The following is a 16,465-nucleotide window of genomic DNA, read 5'->3' as shown; positions in this document are numbered from 1 at the left end:
CGCGTCTGAGTACGGGGGATCCGCCGGGTGAGTACCCCGGCGGATCCCCCGCCGCCGTCCCGCGGGCTTGAATCGGGGACATGAGCCACGACCCCCGCGCCCACGCCGCCTCGCCCGTCCCCGTCACCCCGCCGGACGTCGAGGGCGCGCGCCTCCGGAAGCGCTCCCTGATCGGGGCCGGGCTGTTCGTCCCGGCGACCGTGCTCGCCGGAATCGTCGCCCTCACCGCGGAGAACGCGGGCCGCTGCATCACGTACGGGGAGGGCTGCGGCTCCACCCCGGGCTACCCGTACGTCGTGAGCCTGGTGCTGGCGGCCGTGGCCTTCGCGATCGCCCAGGGTGCGGACCGCGCCACCGTCCGTCGGGCCGCGGTCTGGACCCAGCTCGGCGCGGAGTTCGTCTTCCTGCTGCTGGTCATGACGACCTTCGGCTGACGGATACATGCGGAGGCAACCATTCCGGGACCTCGTGCGTCGTACGGCCGTACGACGACTCGCCCGGGAGGGGAACGCATGACCACGGACACCGGCACGTCCCGCGCACTCGCCCGCGTGCTCGTCCCGCTCCTCGCCGCCCTCGCGCTGCTCCTCCTCCCCGGCCCGGGGCCCGGCGGCGGGACCGCCGACGCCGCCTCCGTCTGCCACGGCCGGCCCACCCGGACGATCGCCTTCGCCACCGGCGAGCTGCGCCTCTACCGGACCCGCCAGTACGTCTGCGCCGTCACCGTCGCCAAACGGCCGGGCCCCCGCCGCCCGATGGCCGTCTCGCTCCAGCCGCGCGGCGGCCACCCCGTCGTCCGGTCGGGCCGCTTCGACCGGCAGGCGGGCCCCCTGACCGTCCACGCGCTCAACCGCTGCGTCCGGGCGACCGGTTCGGTGGCGGGCCGGGGGACGGCGACGGGCTGGATCCTGTGCTGATGTACAGGAAAGTCCAAGAGTAAGGATCAACTGGGTCTGGCGGTCCGCACGTTGTCCCCGCTAGGTTCGCGACACCGTTGTGAACCAAGGGGAGGGTGAATGCGCAAGTCGCTGAGATGGGCGCTGTCGCTTTCGGTGCTCATAGGCACCGTCGGGTCGTCCGGTGTGGCCACCGCCGCGGACACGGAGACCGGCAGCGCGGCCGTCGTCGACTCGCAGAGCACGAGCACCGACATCAAGGACCGCATCCTGGCGATCCCCGGGATGAGCCTGATCGAGGAGAAGCCGTACGCGGGCTACCGCTACTTCGTCCTCAACTACGAGCAGCCGATCGACCACAAGCGCCCGTGGCTGGGCACGTTCCAGCAGCGGATCTCGATCCTCCACAAGGACACGAGCCGCCCCACCGTCTTCCGCACCAGCGGCTACGGGCTGAACACCACGCCGAGCCGGACCGAGCCGACCCGGATCATCGACGGCAACCAGGTCTCCATGGAGTACCGCTTCTTCACGCCGTCCCGCCCGGCGCCGGCCGACTGGTCGAAGCTGGACATCTGGCAGGCCGCCAGCGACCAGCACCGCATCTACACGGCGCTGAAGTCGATCTACGGGAAGAACTGGCTGGCCACCGGCGGCTCCAAGGGCGGCATGACCGCCACGTACTACGAGCGCTTCTACCCGCGCGACATGGACGGCGTCGTCGCGTATGTGGCCCCGAACGACGTGGTCAACAAGGAGGACTCGGCCTACGACCGGTTCTTCGAGACCGTCGGCACGAAGGACTGCCGCGACCGCCTGAACAACATGCAGCGCGAGGCCCTCGTCCGCCGCGAGCCGCTGGAGAAGAAGTACAAGGCCTGGGCCGAGTCCGAGGGCGCCACCTTCAACACGGTCGGCTCGCTCGACAAGGCGTACGAGGCCGTCGTCCTCGACTTCGTGTGGGGCTTCTGGCAGTACTACGGCCAGGACGTCTGCGACCAGATCCCGGACGCGGCGACCGCGAGCGACGACGTCGTGTACGACACGATCGACGCGTACTCCGGCTGGTCCGCGTACACCGACCAGGGCCTGGAGTACTACACGCCGTACTACTACCAGGCGGCCACCGAGCTCGGCTCGCCCACCATCAAGCAGCCGCACCTCGACGGTCTGACCCGCTACGGCTACCAGCCGGCCAGCAGCTTCGTGCCGAGCTCGATCCCGATGAAGTTCAAGCCGTGGGTCATGCGCGACGTCGACGACTGGGTCCGCAAGAACGCGAACCACATGCTCTTCGTCTACGGCGGCAACGACCCGTGGGGCTCCGAGCAGTTCCGCGTCGACAAGGGCGCGCGTGACTCGTACGTGTACGTGGCGCCGGGCATGAACCACGGCGCGAACGTCGCCGGACTCGTCGAGTCCGAGCGCACGAACGCCACGGCCCGCATCCTGGAGTGGGCGGGCGTCTCCGCCCCGGCGGTCCAGGCGGCCCAGCCGCTGGCGCGCTTCGACGCGCGCGTCGACCAGCCGGTCGACGAGGACACGACCCGGGAGCACGGCCTCCGGCCGTAACTTCCGGTACGAGCAGGGGGTGCGCCCGTCGGGCGCACCCCCTGCTCACCGCTAGCGCTCGTACGACAGCCCGTACCCCACCGGATACAGCACCTTCGTCGGGTCCTCCGCGCTCTGGACCGGGACCGGCAGCCGGCCCTGGGGCCGGGCCTTGCCGGCCAGGACCCGGACCGCCGCACGGAGTTCGACGTCCGTCCAGGAGTACGCGGCGAGGGTGGCCCGCTGGCCGCCCAGCCGCGCGACGTCGTACGGGTTGCGGATCGCGACCGTCACCACCGGCACCCCCGTCGCGACGAGCCGCGCCACGAGCGTCCGCTGCGGGCTCGTGGCCGAGACGTTGTAGGTGCCGACGAGCACCACGTCCTTGCCGGCCGCCGCCGCCACCGCCTCCTCGATCTTCGCCGCCGTCGGCGTGATCCCGGTGGACAGGGCCGTCGCCGTGAAGCCCAGTTCCGTCAGCGCCGTCGCGAGCGTCCTCGTCGGCGGCCCCGTCGTACCGGACGGTGAGGCCGGGTCCGCGCCGACGACGAGGACCGAGCCGTGGGAGGCCGGATTCAGCGGCAGGAAGCCGTCCTCGTTGAGGAGGAGCGTCGTCGTCGCCTCGGCGATCCGGTCGGCGTGGGCGAGGTGCTCCTCGGTGCCGACCACCCGCTCGACGCCCGCCCGGGTCGCGTACGCCTGCCGGAAGAGGCCCAGCTTCGCCTTGAGCCGCAGGATCCGCAGGATCGATTCGTCGAGCCGGGCCTCCGTCAGTTCGCCGTCCCTGACGGCCTTCAGGACGGCGTTCCAGGCCACGTCGAGCTTCGGCGGGTTGAGCAGCTGGTCCACGCCGGCCTTCAGGGCGAGGACCGGGACGCGCTCGTCCCCGTACTTGGTGCGTACGCCCTCCATGCCGAGGGAGTCGGTGACCACCACGCCGTCGTAGCCGAGCTGTTCGCGGAGGATGCCGGTGAGGATGGGCCGGGAGAGCGTCGCCGGGTCCTCGCTGGGGTCGAGCGCGGGGACCACGATGTGCGCGGTCATGATCGAGTCGATGCCGGCGTCGATCGCCGACCGGAACGGCGGCGCGTCGAGCTCCGCCCACTGCTCCCGGGTGTGGGTGATCGTCGGCAGGCCGAAGTGGCTGTCGACGGCGGTGTCGCCGTGGCCCGGGAAGTGCTTGGAGGTGGCCGCGACCCCGGCCTGCTGGTACCCCTTGACCTGGGCGGCGACGAGACCGGCGACGGCCTGCGGGTCGGAGCCGAAGGAGCGGACCCCGATGACGGGGTTGGCCGGGTTGACGTTCACGTCGGCGACCGGGGCGTAGTTCTGCCGGATGCCGAGGGCGGCGAGCTCCTCGCCCGCGATCTGCGCGGCCTTGCGGGCGTCCGCGTGCGAACCCCCGGCGCCGAGGGCCATCGCCCCGGGCAGCAGGGTGGCGGGCTTGCCGACCCGGCAGACGATGCCGTGCTCCTGGTCGGTGGAGATGAGCACCGGGACCGGGGTGGGCTGCGCGAGCGCGGCCTGCTGGATGCCGTTGGAGAGCTCGGCGATCTGCTGCGGGTCGCGGGTGTTGTGGGCCCAGGAGAAGTAGATGACCCCGCCCACGTGGTAGCGCTCGACCAGCTCGGCGGCGGTGCGGACGCCGATCTCGGCGAGGTTGGCGTCGACGTCGGCCTGGTCGGGGGCGGTGGCGGAGTGCCCGTAGACCCGCATCACGAAGAGCTGGCCGACCTTCTCCTCGAGCGACATCCGGTCGATGATCCGCCGGAGCGCGAGGTCGTTCGATTCGGCATGGGCCGCGGGGGCGAGGGTGCCGGTGACGGCCGCCGCGGCGGCTGCGGCGGTCACCGTGAGGAGGGTGCGTCGGGAGGGGGCGGGGGCGCGGTGGTGCACTGATGCTCCTTCCGGCCGTGCAAGGTTGAAGGAAACTTCCAAGGCGTCACGGATAGCCCGAAAGTAACTGCCAGGTCAAGGCTCCGCGCAGGAATCGCCCACGGACGTCTCAGTCGCCCACGGACGCCTCGGCCGCCCATGGACGCCTCGGCCGACCGCGGACGCCCAGTCACCCACGGACACCTCGGCCGGCCGAGGGCGACTCAGCCGGCCGAGGCGATCGAGGGCCAGAGCTCCTGGAGCGTACGGACCGTCTCCCGGATCGCCGGGCGGCGCGCCGCACCCGTCCGCCACATGGCGTGCAGCCGGCGCGTCGGCACCGGGTCGAGCCGCACCGGCACCACCTCCGGCGGCAGCGCCCCGCGCCCCAGGCGCGGGACGAGCGCGATCCCCAGACCGGCCGCCACCAGCGCCACCTGCGTGTGGTTCTCCTCGGCCTGATGGACGATCAGCGGCTCGTACCCCGTCGCCCGCAGCGTCCGCGTCAGCCAGTCGTGGCAGACCGTCCCCGGCGGCTGCGAGATCCACCGCTCCGCCGCCAGCTCCTCCCGGCGCACCGACTCCCGCGCCGCCAGCGGATGGTCCCGGTGGACGAGGATGTCGCACCGGTCGTCGCCGATGACCACCTGCTCGACCCCCGGCGGCGCCGGCAGCGGCGCGATGTCCCAGTCGTGCGCCACCGCCAGGTCGATCACGCCCCGCGCCACCAGGTCGACCGAGAGGTGCGGGTCCACCTCCGAGAGGCGGGCGTCGAGGTCCGGGTGGAGCCGGGCCAGCTCGGCGAGCACCCGGGGCATCAGACCGCGCGCCGCGCTCGCGAAGCAGGCGATCGTGAGCCGCCCGGCGGGCCGGCCGCGCCGCTCTTCGAGTCGTACCTCCGCCTCCTCGACGAGTGCCAGCAACTGGCGGGCGGTGGCGGCGAGTTGATGTGCGTCGTCGGTGAGCCGGATGCCGCGTCCGCTGCGTTCGAGCAGGGTCGTACGGGTCTCCCGCTCCAGCTTCGCGATCTGCTGCGAGACCGCGGACGGGGTGTAGCCGAGGGCGGTGGCGGCGGCGCCGACACTGCCGTGGACGGCGACGGCGTGCAGGGCGCGCAGACGACCGAGATCCAGCACGGGGCAGCTCCTGAAGGGTCCTCGATGTAGGAATGCTTCATCCCATCATGAAGAGACCTGTGCTGGTGCTACACGGTCGGCGGCGACCATGCTCGACGACATGCGCCCCGCCCACATCGCCCTCGCCGCCCTGGTCGCCGCCCTCTGGGGAGTGAACTTCGTCGTCATCGAGATCGGCCTCGACCACTTCCCGCCGCTGCTCTTCTCCGCCCTCCGCTTCCTCGTCGCCGCGCTGCCGGCGGTGTTCTTCGTCGGCCGTCCGAAGGTCGCCTGGGACGGGGTCTCCCCTGCTCGAACGGAGTTGAGAGCTTGGGGAAGGATCGTGGGCGTCGGACTCGTCCTGGGCGTGGCCAAGTTCGGCCTGCTCTTCACCGGCATGGACCTCGGCGCCCCGGCAGGCCTGTCCTCCCTGATCCTCCAGGTCCAGGCCGTCTTCACCGCCCTCTTCGCCTTCGCCGCCCTCGGTGAACGCCCCGGACGCCTCAAGGTGCTCGGGATGGCGGTCGCCCTCGCCGGCATCGGCGTCGCCGCCGTCGACGAGGGCGGCTCGGGCCCGCTCGTGGGCTTCGCCCTGGTGATCGCGGCGGCGGCCTGCTGGGGCGTCTCCAACGTCCTGACCCGCAAGGCCGCCCCGCCCGACGCGCTCAACTTCATGGTGTGGGTCAGTACGGTGCCGGTCCTGCCGCTGCTCGCCCTCTCCCTCCTCCTGGAGGGCCCCGAGCGCGACCTCGAAGCCCTGCGCGGCCTCGACTGGACGGGCGTCGGCGTCATCGCGTACGTCGCCTGGATCACGACCGTCTTCGGCTTCGGCGCCTGGGGCCGGCTCCTCCGCCGCTACCCGGCCTCCTCCGTCGCCCCCTTCTCCCTCCTCGTCCCCGTCTTCGGCATGTCCTCGGCGGCCCTGTTCCTGGGCGAGTCGGTGAGCCCGCTCCGCTGGTGCGCGGCGGCACTGCTCGTCGGGGGAGTGGCGCTGACGTCCTTCCAGCGGAAGGCGGTGGCGGAGCCGGAGGCTAGGGTTCTGGTGCCGACGCCGAACGGGGGAGCGACACCATGACCCATCCGCAGCAGCCGCAGCCGTACGGGCAGCCGCAGCCGCAGTACGGCCAACCGCAGCCGTACGGGCAGCTTCCCCAGCAGTACGGACAGCCTCCCCAGCCGTACGGGCAGCCTTCCCAGCCGTACGGACAGCCTTCCCAGCAGTACGGACAGCTGTACCCGCCCTCCAACACCCCCGCCCCGCAAGGCTGCGAGGTCTGCGGCGCGCAGCCCGCGGCGGCGGCGACGGTCCGGGCGCACCAGGGCATGGTCGTCATCATGCGCACGGTCACCCGGCGCGGCGTCTACTGCCGCACCTGCGGCCTCGCCGTCTACCGGAAGATGACCTCCGACACCCTGGTGACCGGCTGGTGGGGCATGCTCTCGCTGTTCATCACGCCGTTCGTCGTGCTCGGCAACGTCCTCGGTGCCCGCGCCGCGTTCCGCCGCCTGCCCGAGCCGTACGGCGCCTGGCGCCCGCCCCTGGACCCGGGCCGGCGGGTGCTGCGCCGCGCGCCCGCGATGCTGGTGCTGACCCCGTTCGTGCTCCTCGCGGCCGCGATCCCGACGCTCATCCTCATCGGGCTGATCGCGGGCCCGGGCGATGACGGCAGGCGGGTCGGGCTCTCCGTCGGCGACTGCGTCCGCAACGCCGCCGACTGGCCCGAGCAGTCGCTCCTGAAGGTGGACTGCGGCTCGACGGGCGCCGAGTACCGCGTGGCGGACGAGGCCTCCTGCGGGCCGGAGGACTACATCCTGCACGCCGAATACCAGGTGAACTCCCCGGGGAGGCCGGGCTACTGTGTCACGCCCCTGTGACCGCACGCCGCCGTTGAGAGGTACCGCCCCCGCATGACCTTCGAGAACGTCACCGTCGACAGCGCCGAACCCGCCCCCGGCACCGTCCTGTTGGCGGGGATCCCCGGCAGCGGGAAGTCGACGGTCGCGGCGGCCCTCGCGGCGCGCTTCGCCCGCGCCGCGCACATCGAGGTCGACCACCTCCAGGAGTTGATCGTCCAGGGTGGCCACTGGCCGACCCCGGACGGCGACCCGGAGGCGGACCGCCAGATCCTGCTGCGCGCCCGCAACGGCTGCCTGCTCGCGGACAGCTTCGCCGCGGCGGGCTTCCTGCCGGTCCTCGACGACGTGGTCGTACGCCGCTCCCACCTGGACTTCTACCGCGCCCATGCTCAGGCGGCCCCGCTCCACGTGGTGATCCTGGCCCCGGGCCCGGACAAGGCCTGGGAGCGCAACAACGCCCGCCACAAGAAGCTGACGACGAACTGGGCCTTCCTGGACGAGGCCATGCGCGCGGAACTCTCCGGCGAGGGCGTCTGGATCGACAACGCGGACCAGACGGTGGAGGAGACGGTCGACGCGGTCCTCGCGGCGACCGGCCTCACTGCTTACGCCGACGCGAACTCGAACGGCTCCGCCGGCTCGTAGCGGCCGCTGACGTCCCCGAGCAGCCCCTCCGCCGAGAGGTCGAGCCGCGCCGCCCGGTCGAAGTCGAGCGCGTCGAGCCGGGTCCAGACGATGTCGGGGGAGAACGAGGACTCGAAGGCGTACACCCCGTTGGTCAGGTCCGCGAGGGTGCGCCAGATCGTCGACGAGATGTTCGGCCGGGCCGGGTCGGGCGTCCCGAACGGCTGGGCCGCGTTCCGCATGACGCTCAGGAGCGCCGCGTAGGCACGGGCCGGGGTGTCGGCCGGCGGCAGCCGGTCCACGTAGTAGGCGGCCCGGACGAAGCGGTCGGCGGCCTGCGTGGTGCCCGGCAGGGGCAGCTCGCCGCCGAACCCCTCATGCTCATGAAAGGGTGCGGCGCGCTCAGCCCTCGGAGCGTGGGAAGCCGTCGGTCTTCACGACGATCTCGCGCCCTTCGAGAGGCAGGACGAGGTCCTCGCCGAAGGCGATCGTCTCCTGCTCCGTGTAGACGCCGGTGCGGGCGGGCTTGCTGTGGATGGTGCAGACGTTCTCGGACGGGTCGATGATCACGTAGAGCGGGATCGCACACTCCGCGTACATCCGGAACTTCTTCTCGAAGTCGTTGTCCCGCGTGCTGAGCGAGACGATCTCCAGCACGGCCTCCAGGCTGTGCCACTCGAAGCGGCCGCGCTTGTTCCGCTCGGAGCCGGGGGCGACGATGGCCAGGTCGGGGGCGTAGCCGTAAAGGCTCGACGGGAAGTCGATCATGACGTCCGAGAGGATCTCGCCATGTCCGGCGAGCTGCTGCTCGATCTGAGGGGCGGCCCGAAGGATCACCTTCCACTGCTGCTCGCCCTGGGGGGTCATGATGATCTTTCCGTCCGTGATCTCGACGCGGAAGCCGTTGGGCAGGTTGACGCCGTCCAGGACGTCCCACGCGCTGGAAAGGTCCATCAGTATGGTCGTCATGCGATCCTCCGTGTGGCGCTCGTCACCACGATAGCGGTCGCCTATCCCCGGGGCGCCGCCGTCGACCCCCGTACCACCAGCTCCCCCGGCACCGTCTCCACGCCGCCCGCCGGAGGCTCCTCCGCGTGCATGGCCAGGCGGCCCGCGCGGACCCCCGCCTCGTGCAACGGCAGCCGTACCGTCGTCAGGGCCGGGACCGCGTCCACCGAGAACGGGAGGTCGTCGAAGCCCGCGACCGACACGTCGCCGGGGATCGACAGGCCCCGCTCCCGCAGGGCCGCGCAGACGCCGAGCGCCACCGTGTCGTTGGCGGCGACGACCGCCGTGAGGTGCGGGTCGCGGGCGAGGAGCTCGGTCGTCGCCTCGTGGCCGGAACGGCGGTCGTACGGGCCGTGGACCGTCGGGCCCTCCGCCACGCCCGCCGCGGCGAGGGCCTCCCGGTGGCCCTCCAGGCGGTGCCGGGTCGTCGTCCGGTCGGCCGGGCCCGCCACGTAACCGATGCGCCGGTGGCCGAGGCCGAGGAGGTGCTCGGTGAGGAGCCGCCCCCCGGTGCGGTTGTCGAAGACGAGGGCCGCCGCGCTCGCGTCGCCCGGCGCCGGCGGGCGTCCGCACAGCACGACCCGGGTCCCCGCCTCCGCCAGCTTCGTCAGTTTCCCGGCCGTCGCCGCGAGGTGCTCCGGGTCCTCCAGGGAGCCGCCCATGAGGATCACGGCCGCCGCCCGCTGCCGCTGGAGCAGGGTGAGGTAGGTCAGCTCGCGCTCGGGGGAGCCGCCGGTGTTGCAGACGACGGCGAGCTTCTCGCCCCCGCCGCGCCCCGTGGCGCTCTCCCCGATCGCGCTCTGCGCCGCGCTCGCCATGATCCCGAAGAACGGGTCGGCGATGTCGTTGACCAGCACGCCGACCAGGTCGGAGGTGGCGGCGGCGAGGGCGCTCGCGGGGCCGTTGAGGACGTAGTCCAGCTCGTCCACGGCCCGCAGCACCCGCTCCCTGGTCGACGCGGCGACCGGGTAGTTGCCGTTCAGGACGCGGGAGACGGTGGCGGGGGAGACCCGTGCGCGGGCGGCCACGTCCGCCAGGGTGACGGTCATCGCGTGCGTACCTCCAGCATCGTGTGCGTACCTCCAGGGCCCTTGTCGGCGGCGATGTCGGCAGGCTAGCGTCATCCTCGATGGAAAGCGCTTTCTATCCTTTCGTGAGGAGCGAGGGCGCGGATCGCCGTGGAGGGGAAACTTCGTGACACGCAGGACAGTCCGCATCGCCATGAACGGCGTCACCGGCCGCATGGGACACCGCCAGCACCTCGTCCGCTCGATCCTCGCCCTGCGCGAACAGGGCGGCCTCGACCTCGGCAACGGCGAGACCCTCTGGCCCGAGCCCGTCCTCGTCGGCCGCCGCGAGCACGCCCTGCGCGCCCTCGCCGAGCGCCACGGCCTCACCGAGTGGTCCACCGACCTCGACGCCGTCCTCGCCGACGACACCGTCGACGTCTACTTCGACGCCCAGGTCACCTCGGCCCGCGTCGACGCGATCACCAAGGCCATCGCCGCCGGCAAGCACGTCTACACCGAGAAGCCCACCGCCGCCGACCTCGCCGGCGCCCTGGAACTCGCCCGCCTCGCCGAGGCGAAGGGCATCAAGCACGGCGTCGTCCAGGACAAGCTCTTCCTCCCCGGCCTGCTCAAGCTCAAGCGCCTCGTCGACGGCGGCTTCTTCGGCGAGATCCTGTCCGTGCGCGGCGAGTTCGGCTACTGGGTCTTCGAGGGCGACTGGCAGGAGGCCCAGCGCCCCAGCTGGAACTACCGCGCGGAGGACGGCGGCGGCATCGTCGTCGACATGTTCCCGCACTGGGAGTACGTGCTCCACGAGCTCTTCGGCCGGGTCACGGGCGTCACCGCGCACGTCGCCACGCACGTTCCGCAGCGCTGGGACGAGCAGGGCAAGCCGTACGCCGCCACCGCCGACGACGCCGCGTACGGCATCTTCCAGCTGGAGGGCGGCGCGATCGCCCAGATCAACTCCTCCTGGGCGGTCCGCGTCAACCGCGACGAGCTCGTCGAGTTCCAGGTCGACGGCACCCACGGCTCCGCCGTCGCGGGCCTGCGCAACTGCCGGGTCCAGCACCGCTCGGCCACCCCCAAGCCGGTGTGGAACCCCGACATCCCCGCCGCCTACTCCTTCCGCGACCAGTGGCAGGAGGTCCCCGACAACACCGAGTTCGACAACGGCTTCAAGGCCCAGTGGGAGCTGTTCCTCCGGCACGTCGCGCTCGACGAGCCCTACCACTGGGACCTCCTCGCCGGCGCCCGCGGCGTCCAGCTCGCCGAGCTCGGCCTGAAGTCGGCCGCCGAGGGCCGCCGCCTGGACGTCCCGGAGGTGACCCTGTGACGGTCCGCCTCCCTTCCCCGGACGGCACCACGCGCGCGTACACCCCCCGCACCGAGCCGCTCGCGCTCACCGCGACGGGCCCGCTGACCTCCCGTACGGTCTTCTCCGCCGCGCACGTCGTCGCCGACCCGTACGCCGACACCACCCCCGACTCCCCGGCCGCCGTCGACTGGGACGCCACCCTCGCCTTCCGCCGCCACCTCTGGTCCCACGGCCTCGGGGTCGCCGAGGCGATGGACACCGCGCAGCGAGGGATGGGCCTGGACTGGGCCGGGGCGGCGGAGCTGATCCGCCGGTCCTCCGCCGAAGCGAAGGCCGTCGGCGGCCGGATCGCCTGCGGCGTCGGCACCGACCAGCTCACCGGGCCGGCCACCCCGGCCGAGATCCGCGCGGCGTACGAGGAACAGCTGACGGTCGTCGAGGAGTCGGGCGCGCAGGCCGTCCTCATGGCCTCCCGCGCCCTCGCGGCCGCCGCGCACGGCCCCGAGGACTACCTCGACCTGTACGGCCACCTGCTCCGGCAGGCGGGCGAGCCGGTGATCCTGCACTGGCTGGGCCCGATGTTCGACCCGGCGCTCGACGGCTACTGGGGCTCGTCCGACCTGGACGCGGCCACGGAGACCTTCCTCGACCTGATCGCGGCCCACCCCGACAAGGTCGACGGCATCAAGGTCTCCCTCCTCGACGCCCGGCGCGAGGTCGAACTGCGCCGCCGCCTCCCGGAGGGCGTCCGCTGCTACACGGGCGACGACTTCCACTACCCGGAGCTGATCGCGGGCGACGAACAGGGCTTCAGCCACGCCCTCCTCGGCATCTTCGACCCGCTGGGCCCCCTGGCGGCGGAGGCGGTGCGGACGCTCGACACCGGCGACGCGGACGGCTTCCGCAAGACCCTCGACCCCACCGTCGCCCTCTCCCGGCACCTCTTCCAGCCCCCCACCCGCTTCTACAAGACGGGCGTGGTGTTCCTCGCCTGGCTGGCCGGCCACCAGGACCACTTCGCGATGGTCGGCGGCCTGCAGTCCGCCCGCTCGCTGCCGCACCTCGCGCGCGCGTACGAACTCGCCGACGGCCTGGGCCTGTTCCCGGACCCGGCCCGCGCGGAGTCCCGGATGCGCTCGCTCCTCACCGTGTACGGAGTCCCGCAGTGAACCTCGACCGCTTCAGCATCAACCAGATGACGGTGAAGCAACTGGCCCTGCCCGAGCTGGTGGAGCACTGCCTCCGACTGGGAGTCCCGGGCATCGGGCTGTGGCGCGAACCAGTGCAGGAGTACGGGGTCGAGGCCGCCGCCGCTCTCGTACGGGACGCGGGGCTCACCGTCACCACCCTCTGCCGGGGCGGCTTCTTCACCACCGACGGCTGGGAGGCGGAGAACCGCGCGGCGATCGACGAGGCGGTGACCCTCGGCACCGACACCCTCGTCCTGGTCTCCGGCGGCCTGACCCCGGCCTGCCCCGACCTCCTGTCGGCGAGGGCCCGCATCACGGAGGCGATCGCCGAACTGGCCCCCTACGCGTCCGACCGGGGAATCCGCCTGGCCATCGAGCCCCTCCACCCCATGTACGCCTCCGACCGGTGCGCGGTCTCGACCCTGGACCAGGCCCTGGAGATCGCCGAGCGCTTCCCGGCCGAGCAGGTGGGCGTCACGGTCGACACGTACCACCTGTGGTGGGACGACCGCGCCCCGGCGGCGGTGGAACGCGCGGGCGTGACGGGCCGCATCCACTCCTTCCAGCTCGCCGACTGGACGACCCCCCTCCCGGCGGGCGTCCTCAACGGCCGCGGCCAACTGGGCACGGGCGCGATCGACCTCGCGGCCTGGGCGGCGCTGCTGGAGAAGGCCGGCTACACGGGCCCGGTCGAGGTGGAACTCTTCAACGACGAGCTGTGGGCGAGGGACGGAGTGGAGGTCCTGGAAGAGACCCTGGAGGCCTTCCGGGCGGTCTGACGTGCTGCCGGCCGACGCGGGGCACTCCGCCCCCACCGACGGGGAGGCGGAGTGCCGGGCGACCGGGTTCTAAGAGGTCAGCACGGGCGGATGTGGTACACCGGCGTCCACGAGGCCGTGCCGCTCTGCGGGGCCCTGCTGGTCCAGCGGAGGCTGCCGTCGCTGTTGTAGAACTTCGCGACGGTGCCCGAGGTCTGGTTGTTGTTGAAGTACCCGTCGCCGACCCCGGAGAAGTCGTAGTAGCCGCAGTAGTAGTAGTCCCAGCGGCTGCCGTTGCCGTCCTGGATACACAGGTGCCCGTAGCTGCAGCTGATGGCGGCGGCGTCGGTGGTGCCGGGGGTGGAGAAGGTGACGGACCCGCCGGGCATGGTCGCCTTGCCCTCGGCGATCTGGCGTTCGCCGGGATGGCTCGCCAGGTAGGCGTCGACCTTCTGCTGAAGGCCGTCCGCCTGCCCGGCCACGGGGGCGGCCGACGCGGTGCCGGACAGCAGTTGGCCGGCGGCCAGCGCCACGGCCGCACCCGTCATGGCCAGGCTCTTGATCCACTTCATGCCGTTGTTTCCCCTCACGTTGATGACGTCGACGGCTCGGTCACGACTGCCGCCTCGAAGGCACGCCCATCGTTCCGGTGGCAGGGGACGGCCCTGAAGGGCGAATCTGGACGATTGGTGGCAAGCGCGACTGTCTTGACGAGGTCGCTCGCGCACGCTTTCCGGGGCTCATCAGCGCATTCACGCGGCGGCCGCCGTCACCGACGGCATGATCAAGCGCGCCATGTGGCGAATCAACGCCATCTTGATTTTTTGGGCCGTCCACAGGAAACGTCCCTGCGCCCCACGATGTCCGAGCTCTTCGCTACGGTCGAAGCATGTCCAACGAGGGTCAGCCGTACCGCCCCGCCGTCGTCGAGGGGGTGCTCGAGAGGATCACGTACGCCAACGAGGAGAGCGGGTACACGGTCGCCCGGGTCGACACCGGGCGGGGTGCCGGGGACCTGCTCACGGTCGTCGGCGCGCTGCTCGGGGCCCAGCCGGGGGAGTCGCTGCGGATGGAGGGCCGCTGGGGCTCCCACCCGCAGTACGGCAAGCAGTTCACCGTCGACAACTACACGACCGTGCTGCCCGCCACCATCCAGGGCATCCGGCGCTATCTCGGCTCCGGGCTCGTCAAGGGCATCGGGCCCGTCTTCGCCGACCGGATCACACAGCACTTCGGGCTCGACACCCTCGACATCCTCGAAGAGGCCCCGGCCCGGCTGATCGAGGTGCCGGGGCTCGGGCCCAAGCGGACCAAGAACATCACCGCCGCCTGGGAGGAACAGAAGGCGATCAAGGAGGTGATGGTGTTCCTCCAGGGGGTGGGGGTCTCCACCTCCATCGCCGTGCGGATCTACAAGAAGTACGGGGACGCCTCGATCTCCGTCGTGCGTAACCAGCCCTACCGGCTCGCCGCCGACGTGTGGGGCATCGGTTTCCTCACCGCCGACAAGATCGCCCAGTCCGTCGGCATCCCGCACGACAGCCCCGACCGGGTGAAGGCGGGCCTGCAGTACGCGCTGTCGCAGTCCAGCGACCAGGGGCACTGCTTCCTGCCGGAGGAGCGGCTCATCGCCGATGCCGTGAAGCTGCTCCAGGTCGACACCGGGCTCGTCATCGAGTGTCTCGGTGAGCTCGCCGACGATCCCGAGGGGGTCGTACGGGAGGTCGTGCCGGGCCCCGAGGGGGCACCCGTCACCGCCGTCTATCTCATCCCCTTCCACCGGGCCGAGCTGTCCCTCGCCGGCCAGCTCCGGCGACTCCTTCGGACCGAGGAGGACCGCATGCCGGCCTTCCAGGACGTCGCCTGGGACAAGGCGCTGGCCTGGCTCGCGGACCGTACGGGGGCCTCGCTCGCGCCCGAGCAGGAGGAGGCCGTGCGGCTCGCCCTCACCCGCAAGGTCGCCGTGCTCACCGGCGGTCCCGGCTGCGGCAAGTCCTTCACCGTCCGCTCGATCGTGGAGCTGGCCCGCGCCAAGAAGGCCAAGGTCGTGCTCGCCGCCCCCACCGGCCGGGCCGCCAAGCGGCTCGCCGAGCTGACCGGCGCCGAGGCCTCCACCGTCCACCGGCTCCTGGAGCTGAAGCCGGGCGGGGACGCGGCCTACGACCGGGACCGGCCGCTCGACGCCGATCTGATCGTCGTCGACGAGGCCTCCATGCTGGACCTGCTCCTGGCGAACAAGCTGGTCAAGGCCGTGGCACCGGGTGCCCATCTGCTGCTCGTGGGGGACGTCGACCAGCTGCCGTCGGTCGGTGCCGGTGAGGTGCTCGGTGATCTGCTCGCCCCCGGCAGCCCCGTACCGTCCGTGCGGCTGACCCGGATCTTCCGGCAGGCCCAGCAGTCCGGGGTGGTCACCAACGCGCACCGGATCAACGCCGGCACCCCGCCCCTCACCCAGGGCCTCCCGGACTTCTTCCTCTTCGTCGAGGAGGAGACGGAGGACGCCGCCCGGGTGACCGTGGACGTCGCGGCCCGGCGGATTCCGGCCAAGTTCGGCCTCGACCCGCGCCGGGACGTCCAGGTCCTCGCCCCCATGCACCGGGGCCCGGCGGGCGCGGGCTCGCTCAACGGTCTGCTCCAGCAGGCGATCACCCCGGCCCGCCCGGACCTGCCGGAGAAGCGGTTCGGCGGCCGGGTCTTCCGGGTCGGTGACAAGGTGACCCAGATTCGGAACAACTATGAGAAGGGGGCCAACGGCGTCTTCAACGGTACGGTCGGCGTCGTCACGGCACTGGACACCGTCGAACAGCGGCTGACCGTGCGGACGGACGAGGACGAGGAGGTGGCGTACGACTTCGACGAGCTGGACGAACTCGCCCACGCGTACGCGGTCACCATCCACCGCTCGCAGGGCAGCGAGTATCCGGCGGTGGTGATCCCGGTCACCATGAGCGCCTGGATGATGCTCCAGCGGAACCTGCTCTACACGGCCGTGACCCGGGCCAGGAAGCTCGTCGTCCTGGTCGGCTCCCGTCGGGCGATCGCCCAGGCGGTCCGTACGGTCTCGGCGGGCAGGCGCTTTACCGCACTCGCCCATCGGCTCGCAGGGAGTGCCCTCGTGTGAAAGATCACGGAGGACTACCGGAACCGGGGCGAAGGGGGCAGGATATGAAGGTTGGCGGCACTGAGTGCCGCCGAATGGCCCAATGAGCGACCCCGAGTGCACTCTCCTGAGCCGAATGGGGGATGGTAGAGACAGTCAGGGC

At 71.9% G+C, this 16,465-nt stretch carries 16 protein-coding genes; 10 read left to right on the top strand and 6 right to left on the bottom strand.

From position 1 onward, the window contains the following. Window positions 1-80: 80 nt before the first annotated feature. The 3 genes from SVTN_RS13655 to SVTN_RS13645 all read left to right on the top strand — a co-directional run bounded on the left by SVTN_RS13655 (window position 81) and on the right by SVTN_RS13645 (window position 2,468). Window positions 81-434: a hypothetical protein gene (locus SVTN_RS13655; protein ID WP_052499102.1), complete on the top strand. Its 354-nt coding sequence runs from the start codon at window positions 81-83 to the stop codon at window positions 432-434. A 78-nt stretch (window positions 435-512) separates the two neighbouring features. Then, window positions 513-917 (top strand): hypothetical protein, encoded by a 405-nt coding sequence (locus tag SVTN_RS13650; RefSeq protein WP_041129336.1) that lies wholly within the window; start codon window positions 513-515, stop codon window positions 915-917. Between the two features lie 99 nt (window positions 918-1,016). After that, complete coding sequence (locus SVTN_RS13645; RefSeq protein WP_041129335.1) at window positions 1,017-2,468, top strand: alpha/beta hydrolase family protein; 1,452 nt, start codon at window positions 1,017-1,019, stop codon at window positions 2,466-2,468. Window positions 2,469-2,519: 51 nt separating this feature from the next. Here SVTN_RS13645 and SVTN_RS13640 read toward each other — a convergent pair whose 3' ends face one another. Further along, on the bottom strand, window positions 2,520-4,343 hold the full coding sequence (locus tag SVTN_RS13640) for a glycoside hydrolase family 3 protein (RefSeq protein WP_041129334.1): 1,824 nt from the start codon (window positions 4,341-4,343) through the stop codon (window positions 2,520-2,522). Between the two features lie 203 nt (window positions 4,344-4,546). Beyond that, window positions 4,547-5,458, bottom strand: coding sequence for a LysR family transcriptional regulator (locus SVTN_RS13635; RefSeq protein WP_041129333.1), 912 nt, complete (start codon window positions 5,456-5,458; stop codon window positions 4,547-4,549). 100 nt (window positions 5,459-5,558) lie between these two features. Between SVTN_RS13635 and SVTN_RS13630 the strand changes: the two genes are divergently transcribed. Genes SVTN_RS13630 through SVTN_RS13620 form a run of 3 tightly spaced genes read left to right on the top strand, consistent with a single transcriptional unit; the run spans window position 5,559 to window position 7,939 of the window. Then, window positions 5,559-6,512, top strand: coding sequence for an EamA family transporter (locus tag SVTN_RS13630; protein ID WP_052499662.1), 954 nt, complete (start codon window positions 5,559-5,561; stop codon window positions 6,510-6,512). Next, the gene (locus SVTN_RS13625; protein ID WP_245727534.1) at window positions 6,509-7,312 is read left to right on the top strand and encodes an LppU/SCO3897 family protein; all 804 of its coding nucleotides are present in this window, start codon (window positions 6,509-6,511) and stop codon (window positions 7,310-7,312) included. The genes SVTN_RS13630 and SVTN_RS13625 overlap by 4 nt, the downstream gene beginning before the upstream one ends. Before the next feature lie 33 nt (window positions 7,313-7,345). Continuing rightward, window positions 7,346-7,939 (top strand): AAA family ATPase, encoded by a 594-nt coding sequence (locus SVTN_RS13620; protein ID WP_041129332.1) that lies wholly within the window; start codon window positions 7,346-7,348, stop codon window positions 7,937-7,939. On the opposite strand, the gene SVTN_RS13615 is transcribed toward SVTN_RS13620, so the two are convergent. Genes SVTN_RS13615 through SVTN_RS13605 form a run of 3 tightly spaced genes read right to left on the bottom strand, consistent with a single transcriptional unit; the run spans window position 7,900 to window position 9,975 of the window. Continuing rightward, on the bottom strand, window positions 7,900-8,271 hold the full coding sequence (locus SVTN_RS13615; RefSeq protein WP_245727897.1) for a linear amide C-N hydrolase: 372 nt from the start codon (window positions 8,269-8,271) through the stop codon (window positions 7,900-7,902). The two genes, SVTN_RS13620 and SVTN_RS13615, sit on opposite strands and share 40 nt — an antisense overlap. A 49-nt stretch (window positions 8,272-8,320) precedes the next feature. After that, a complete protein-coding gene (locus SVTN_RS13610) occupies window positions 8,321-8,887 on the bottom strand; it encodes a Uma2 family endonuclease (protein WP_041129331.1) in 567 nt (188 codons plus the stop codon). 41 nt (window positions 8,888-8,928) lie between these two features. Continuing rightward, window positions 8,929-9,975 (bottom strand): LacI family DNA-binding transcriptional regulator, encoded by a 1,047-nt coding sequence (locus SVTN_RS13605; RefSeq protein ID WP_041129330.1) that lies wholly within the window; start codon window positions 9,973-9,975, stop codon window positions 8,929-8,931. Between the two features lie 145 nt (window positions 9,976-10,120). On the opposite strand from SVTN_RS13605, the gene SVTN_RS13600 reads away from it, so the two are divergent. The 3 genes from SVTN_RS13600 to SVTN_RS13590 are packed head-to-tail and all read left to right on the top strand — an operon-like array spanning window position 10,121 to window position 13,223. Beyond that, the gene (locus tag SVTN_RS13600) at window positions 10,121-11,272 is read left to right on the top strand and encodes a Gfo/Idh/MocA family protein (protein ID WP_041129329.1); all 1,152 of its coding nucleotides are present in this window, start codon (window positions 10,121-10,123) and stop codon (window positions 11,270-11,272) included. After that, window positions 11,269-12,423 (top strand): dihydrodipicolinate synthase family protein, encoded by a 1,155-nt coding sequence (locus SVTN_RS13595; RefSeq protein ID WP_041129328.1) that lies wholly within the window; start codon window positions 11,269-11,271, stop codon window positions 12,421-12,423. The genes SVTN_RS13600 and SVTN_RS13595 overlap by 4 nt, the downstream gene beginning before the upstream one ends. Window positions 12,424-12,449: 26 nt before the next feature. Further along, window positions 12,450-13,223, top strand: a complete 774-nt coding sequence (locus SVTN_RS13590) for a sugar phosphate isomerase/epimerase family protein (protein ID WP_052499661.1) — start codon at window positions 12,450-12,452, stop codon at window positions 13,221-13,223. A gap of 77 nt (window positions 13,224-13,300) precedes the next feature. Here the strand turns inward: SVTN_RS13590 and SVTN_RS13585 are convergent, their stop codons facing one another. Then, complete coding sequence (locus tag SVTN_RS13585) at window positions 13,301-13,774, bottom strand: hypothetical protein (protein WP_041129326.1); 474 nt, start codon at window positions 13,772-13,774, stop codon at window positions 13,301-13,303. Window positions 13,775-14,091: 317 nt separating this feature from the next. Here SVTN_RS13585 and recD2 point away from each other — a divergent pair, with 317 nt between their 5' ends. Next, a complete protein-coding gene (recD2, locus tag SVTN_RS13580; RefSeq protein ID WP_041129325.1) occupies window positions 14,092-16,323 on the top strand; it encodes an SF1B family DNA helicase RecD2 in 2,232 nt (743 codons plus the stop codon). The last annotated feature ends 142 nt before the right edge of the window (window positions 16,324-16,465 follow it).

It is taken from the genome of Streptomyces vietnamensis (assembly GCF_000830005.1).
Taxonomy (GTDB): Bacteria; Actinomycetota; Actinomycetes; order Streptomycetales; family Streptomycetaceae; genus Streptomyces; species Streptomyces vietnamensis.
The sequence above is the reverse complement of the archived record's forward strand: the minus strand, read 5'-3'. Positions and strand labels throughout refer to the sequence as shown.

Bases quoted from the DNA above. Each gene is read 5' to 3' on its own strand.
- SVTN_RS13655 (WP_052499102.1), top strand. From the start codon at position 81: ATGAGCCACGACCCCCGCGCCCACGCCGCCTCGCCCGTCCCCGTCACC.
- SVTN_RS13650 (WP_041129336.1), top strand. From the start codon at position 513: ATGACCACGGACACCGGCACGTCCCGCGCACTCGCCCGCGTGCTCGTC.
- SVTN_RS13645 (WP_041129335.1), top strand. From the start codon at position 1,017: ATGCGCAAGTCGCTGAGATGGGCGCTGTCGCTTTCGGTGCTCATAGGC.
- SVTN_RS13630 (WP_052499662.1), top strand. From the start codon at position 5,559: ATGCGCCCCGCCCACATCGCCCTCGCCGCCCTGGTCGCCGCCCTCTGG.
- SVTN_RS13625 (WP_245727534.1), top strand. From the start codon at position 6,509: ATGACCCATCCGCAGCAGCCGCAGCCGTACGGGCAGCCGCAGCCGCAG.
- SVTN_RS13620 (WP_041129332.1), top strand. From the start codon at position 7,346: ATGACCTTCGAGAACGTCACCGTCGACAGCGCCGAACCCGCCCCCGGC.
- SVTN_RS13610 (WP_041129331.1), bottom strand. From the start codon at position 8,887: ATGACGACCATACTGATGGACCTTTCCAGCGCGTGGGACGTCCTGGAC.
- SVTN_RS13605 (WP_041129330.1), bottom strand. From the start codon at position 9,975: ATGACCGTCACCCTGGCGGACGTGGCCGCCCGCGCACGGGTCTCCCCC.
- SVTN_RS13590 (WP_052499661.1), top strand. From the start codon at position 12,450: ATGACGGTGAAGCAACTGGCCCTGCCCGAGCTGGTGGAGCACTGCCTC.
- SVTN_RS13585 (WP_041129326.1), bottom strand. From the start codon at position 13,774: ATGAAGTGGATCAAGAGCCTGGCCATGACGGGTGCGGCCGTGGCGCTG.
- recD2 (WP_041129325.1), top strand. From the start codon at position 14,092: ATGTCCAACGAGGGTCAGCCGTACCGCCCCGCCGTCGTCGAGGGGGTG.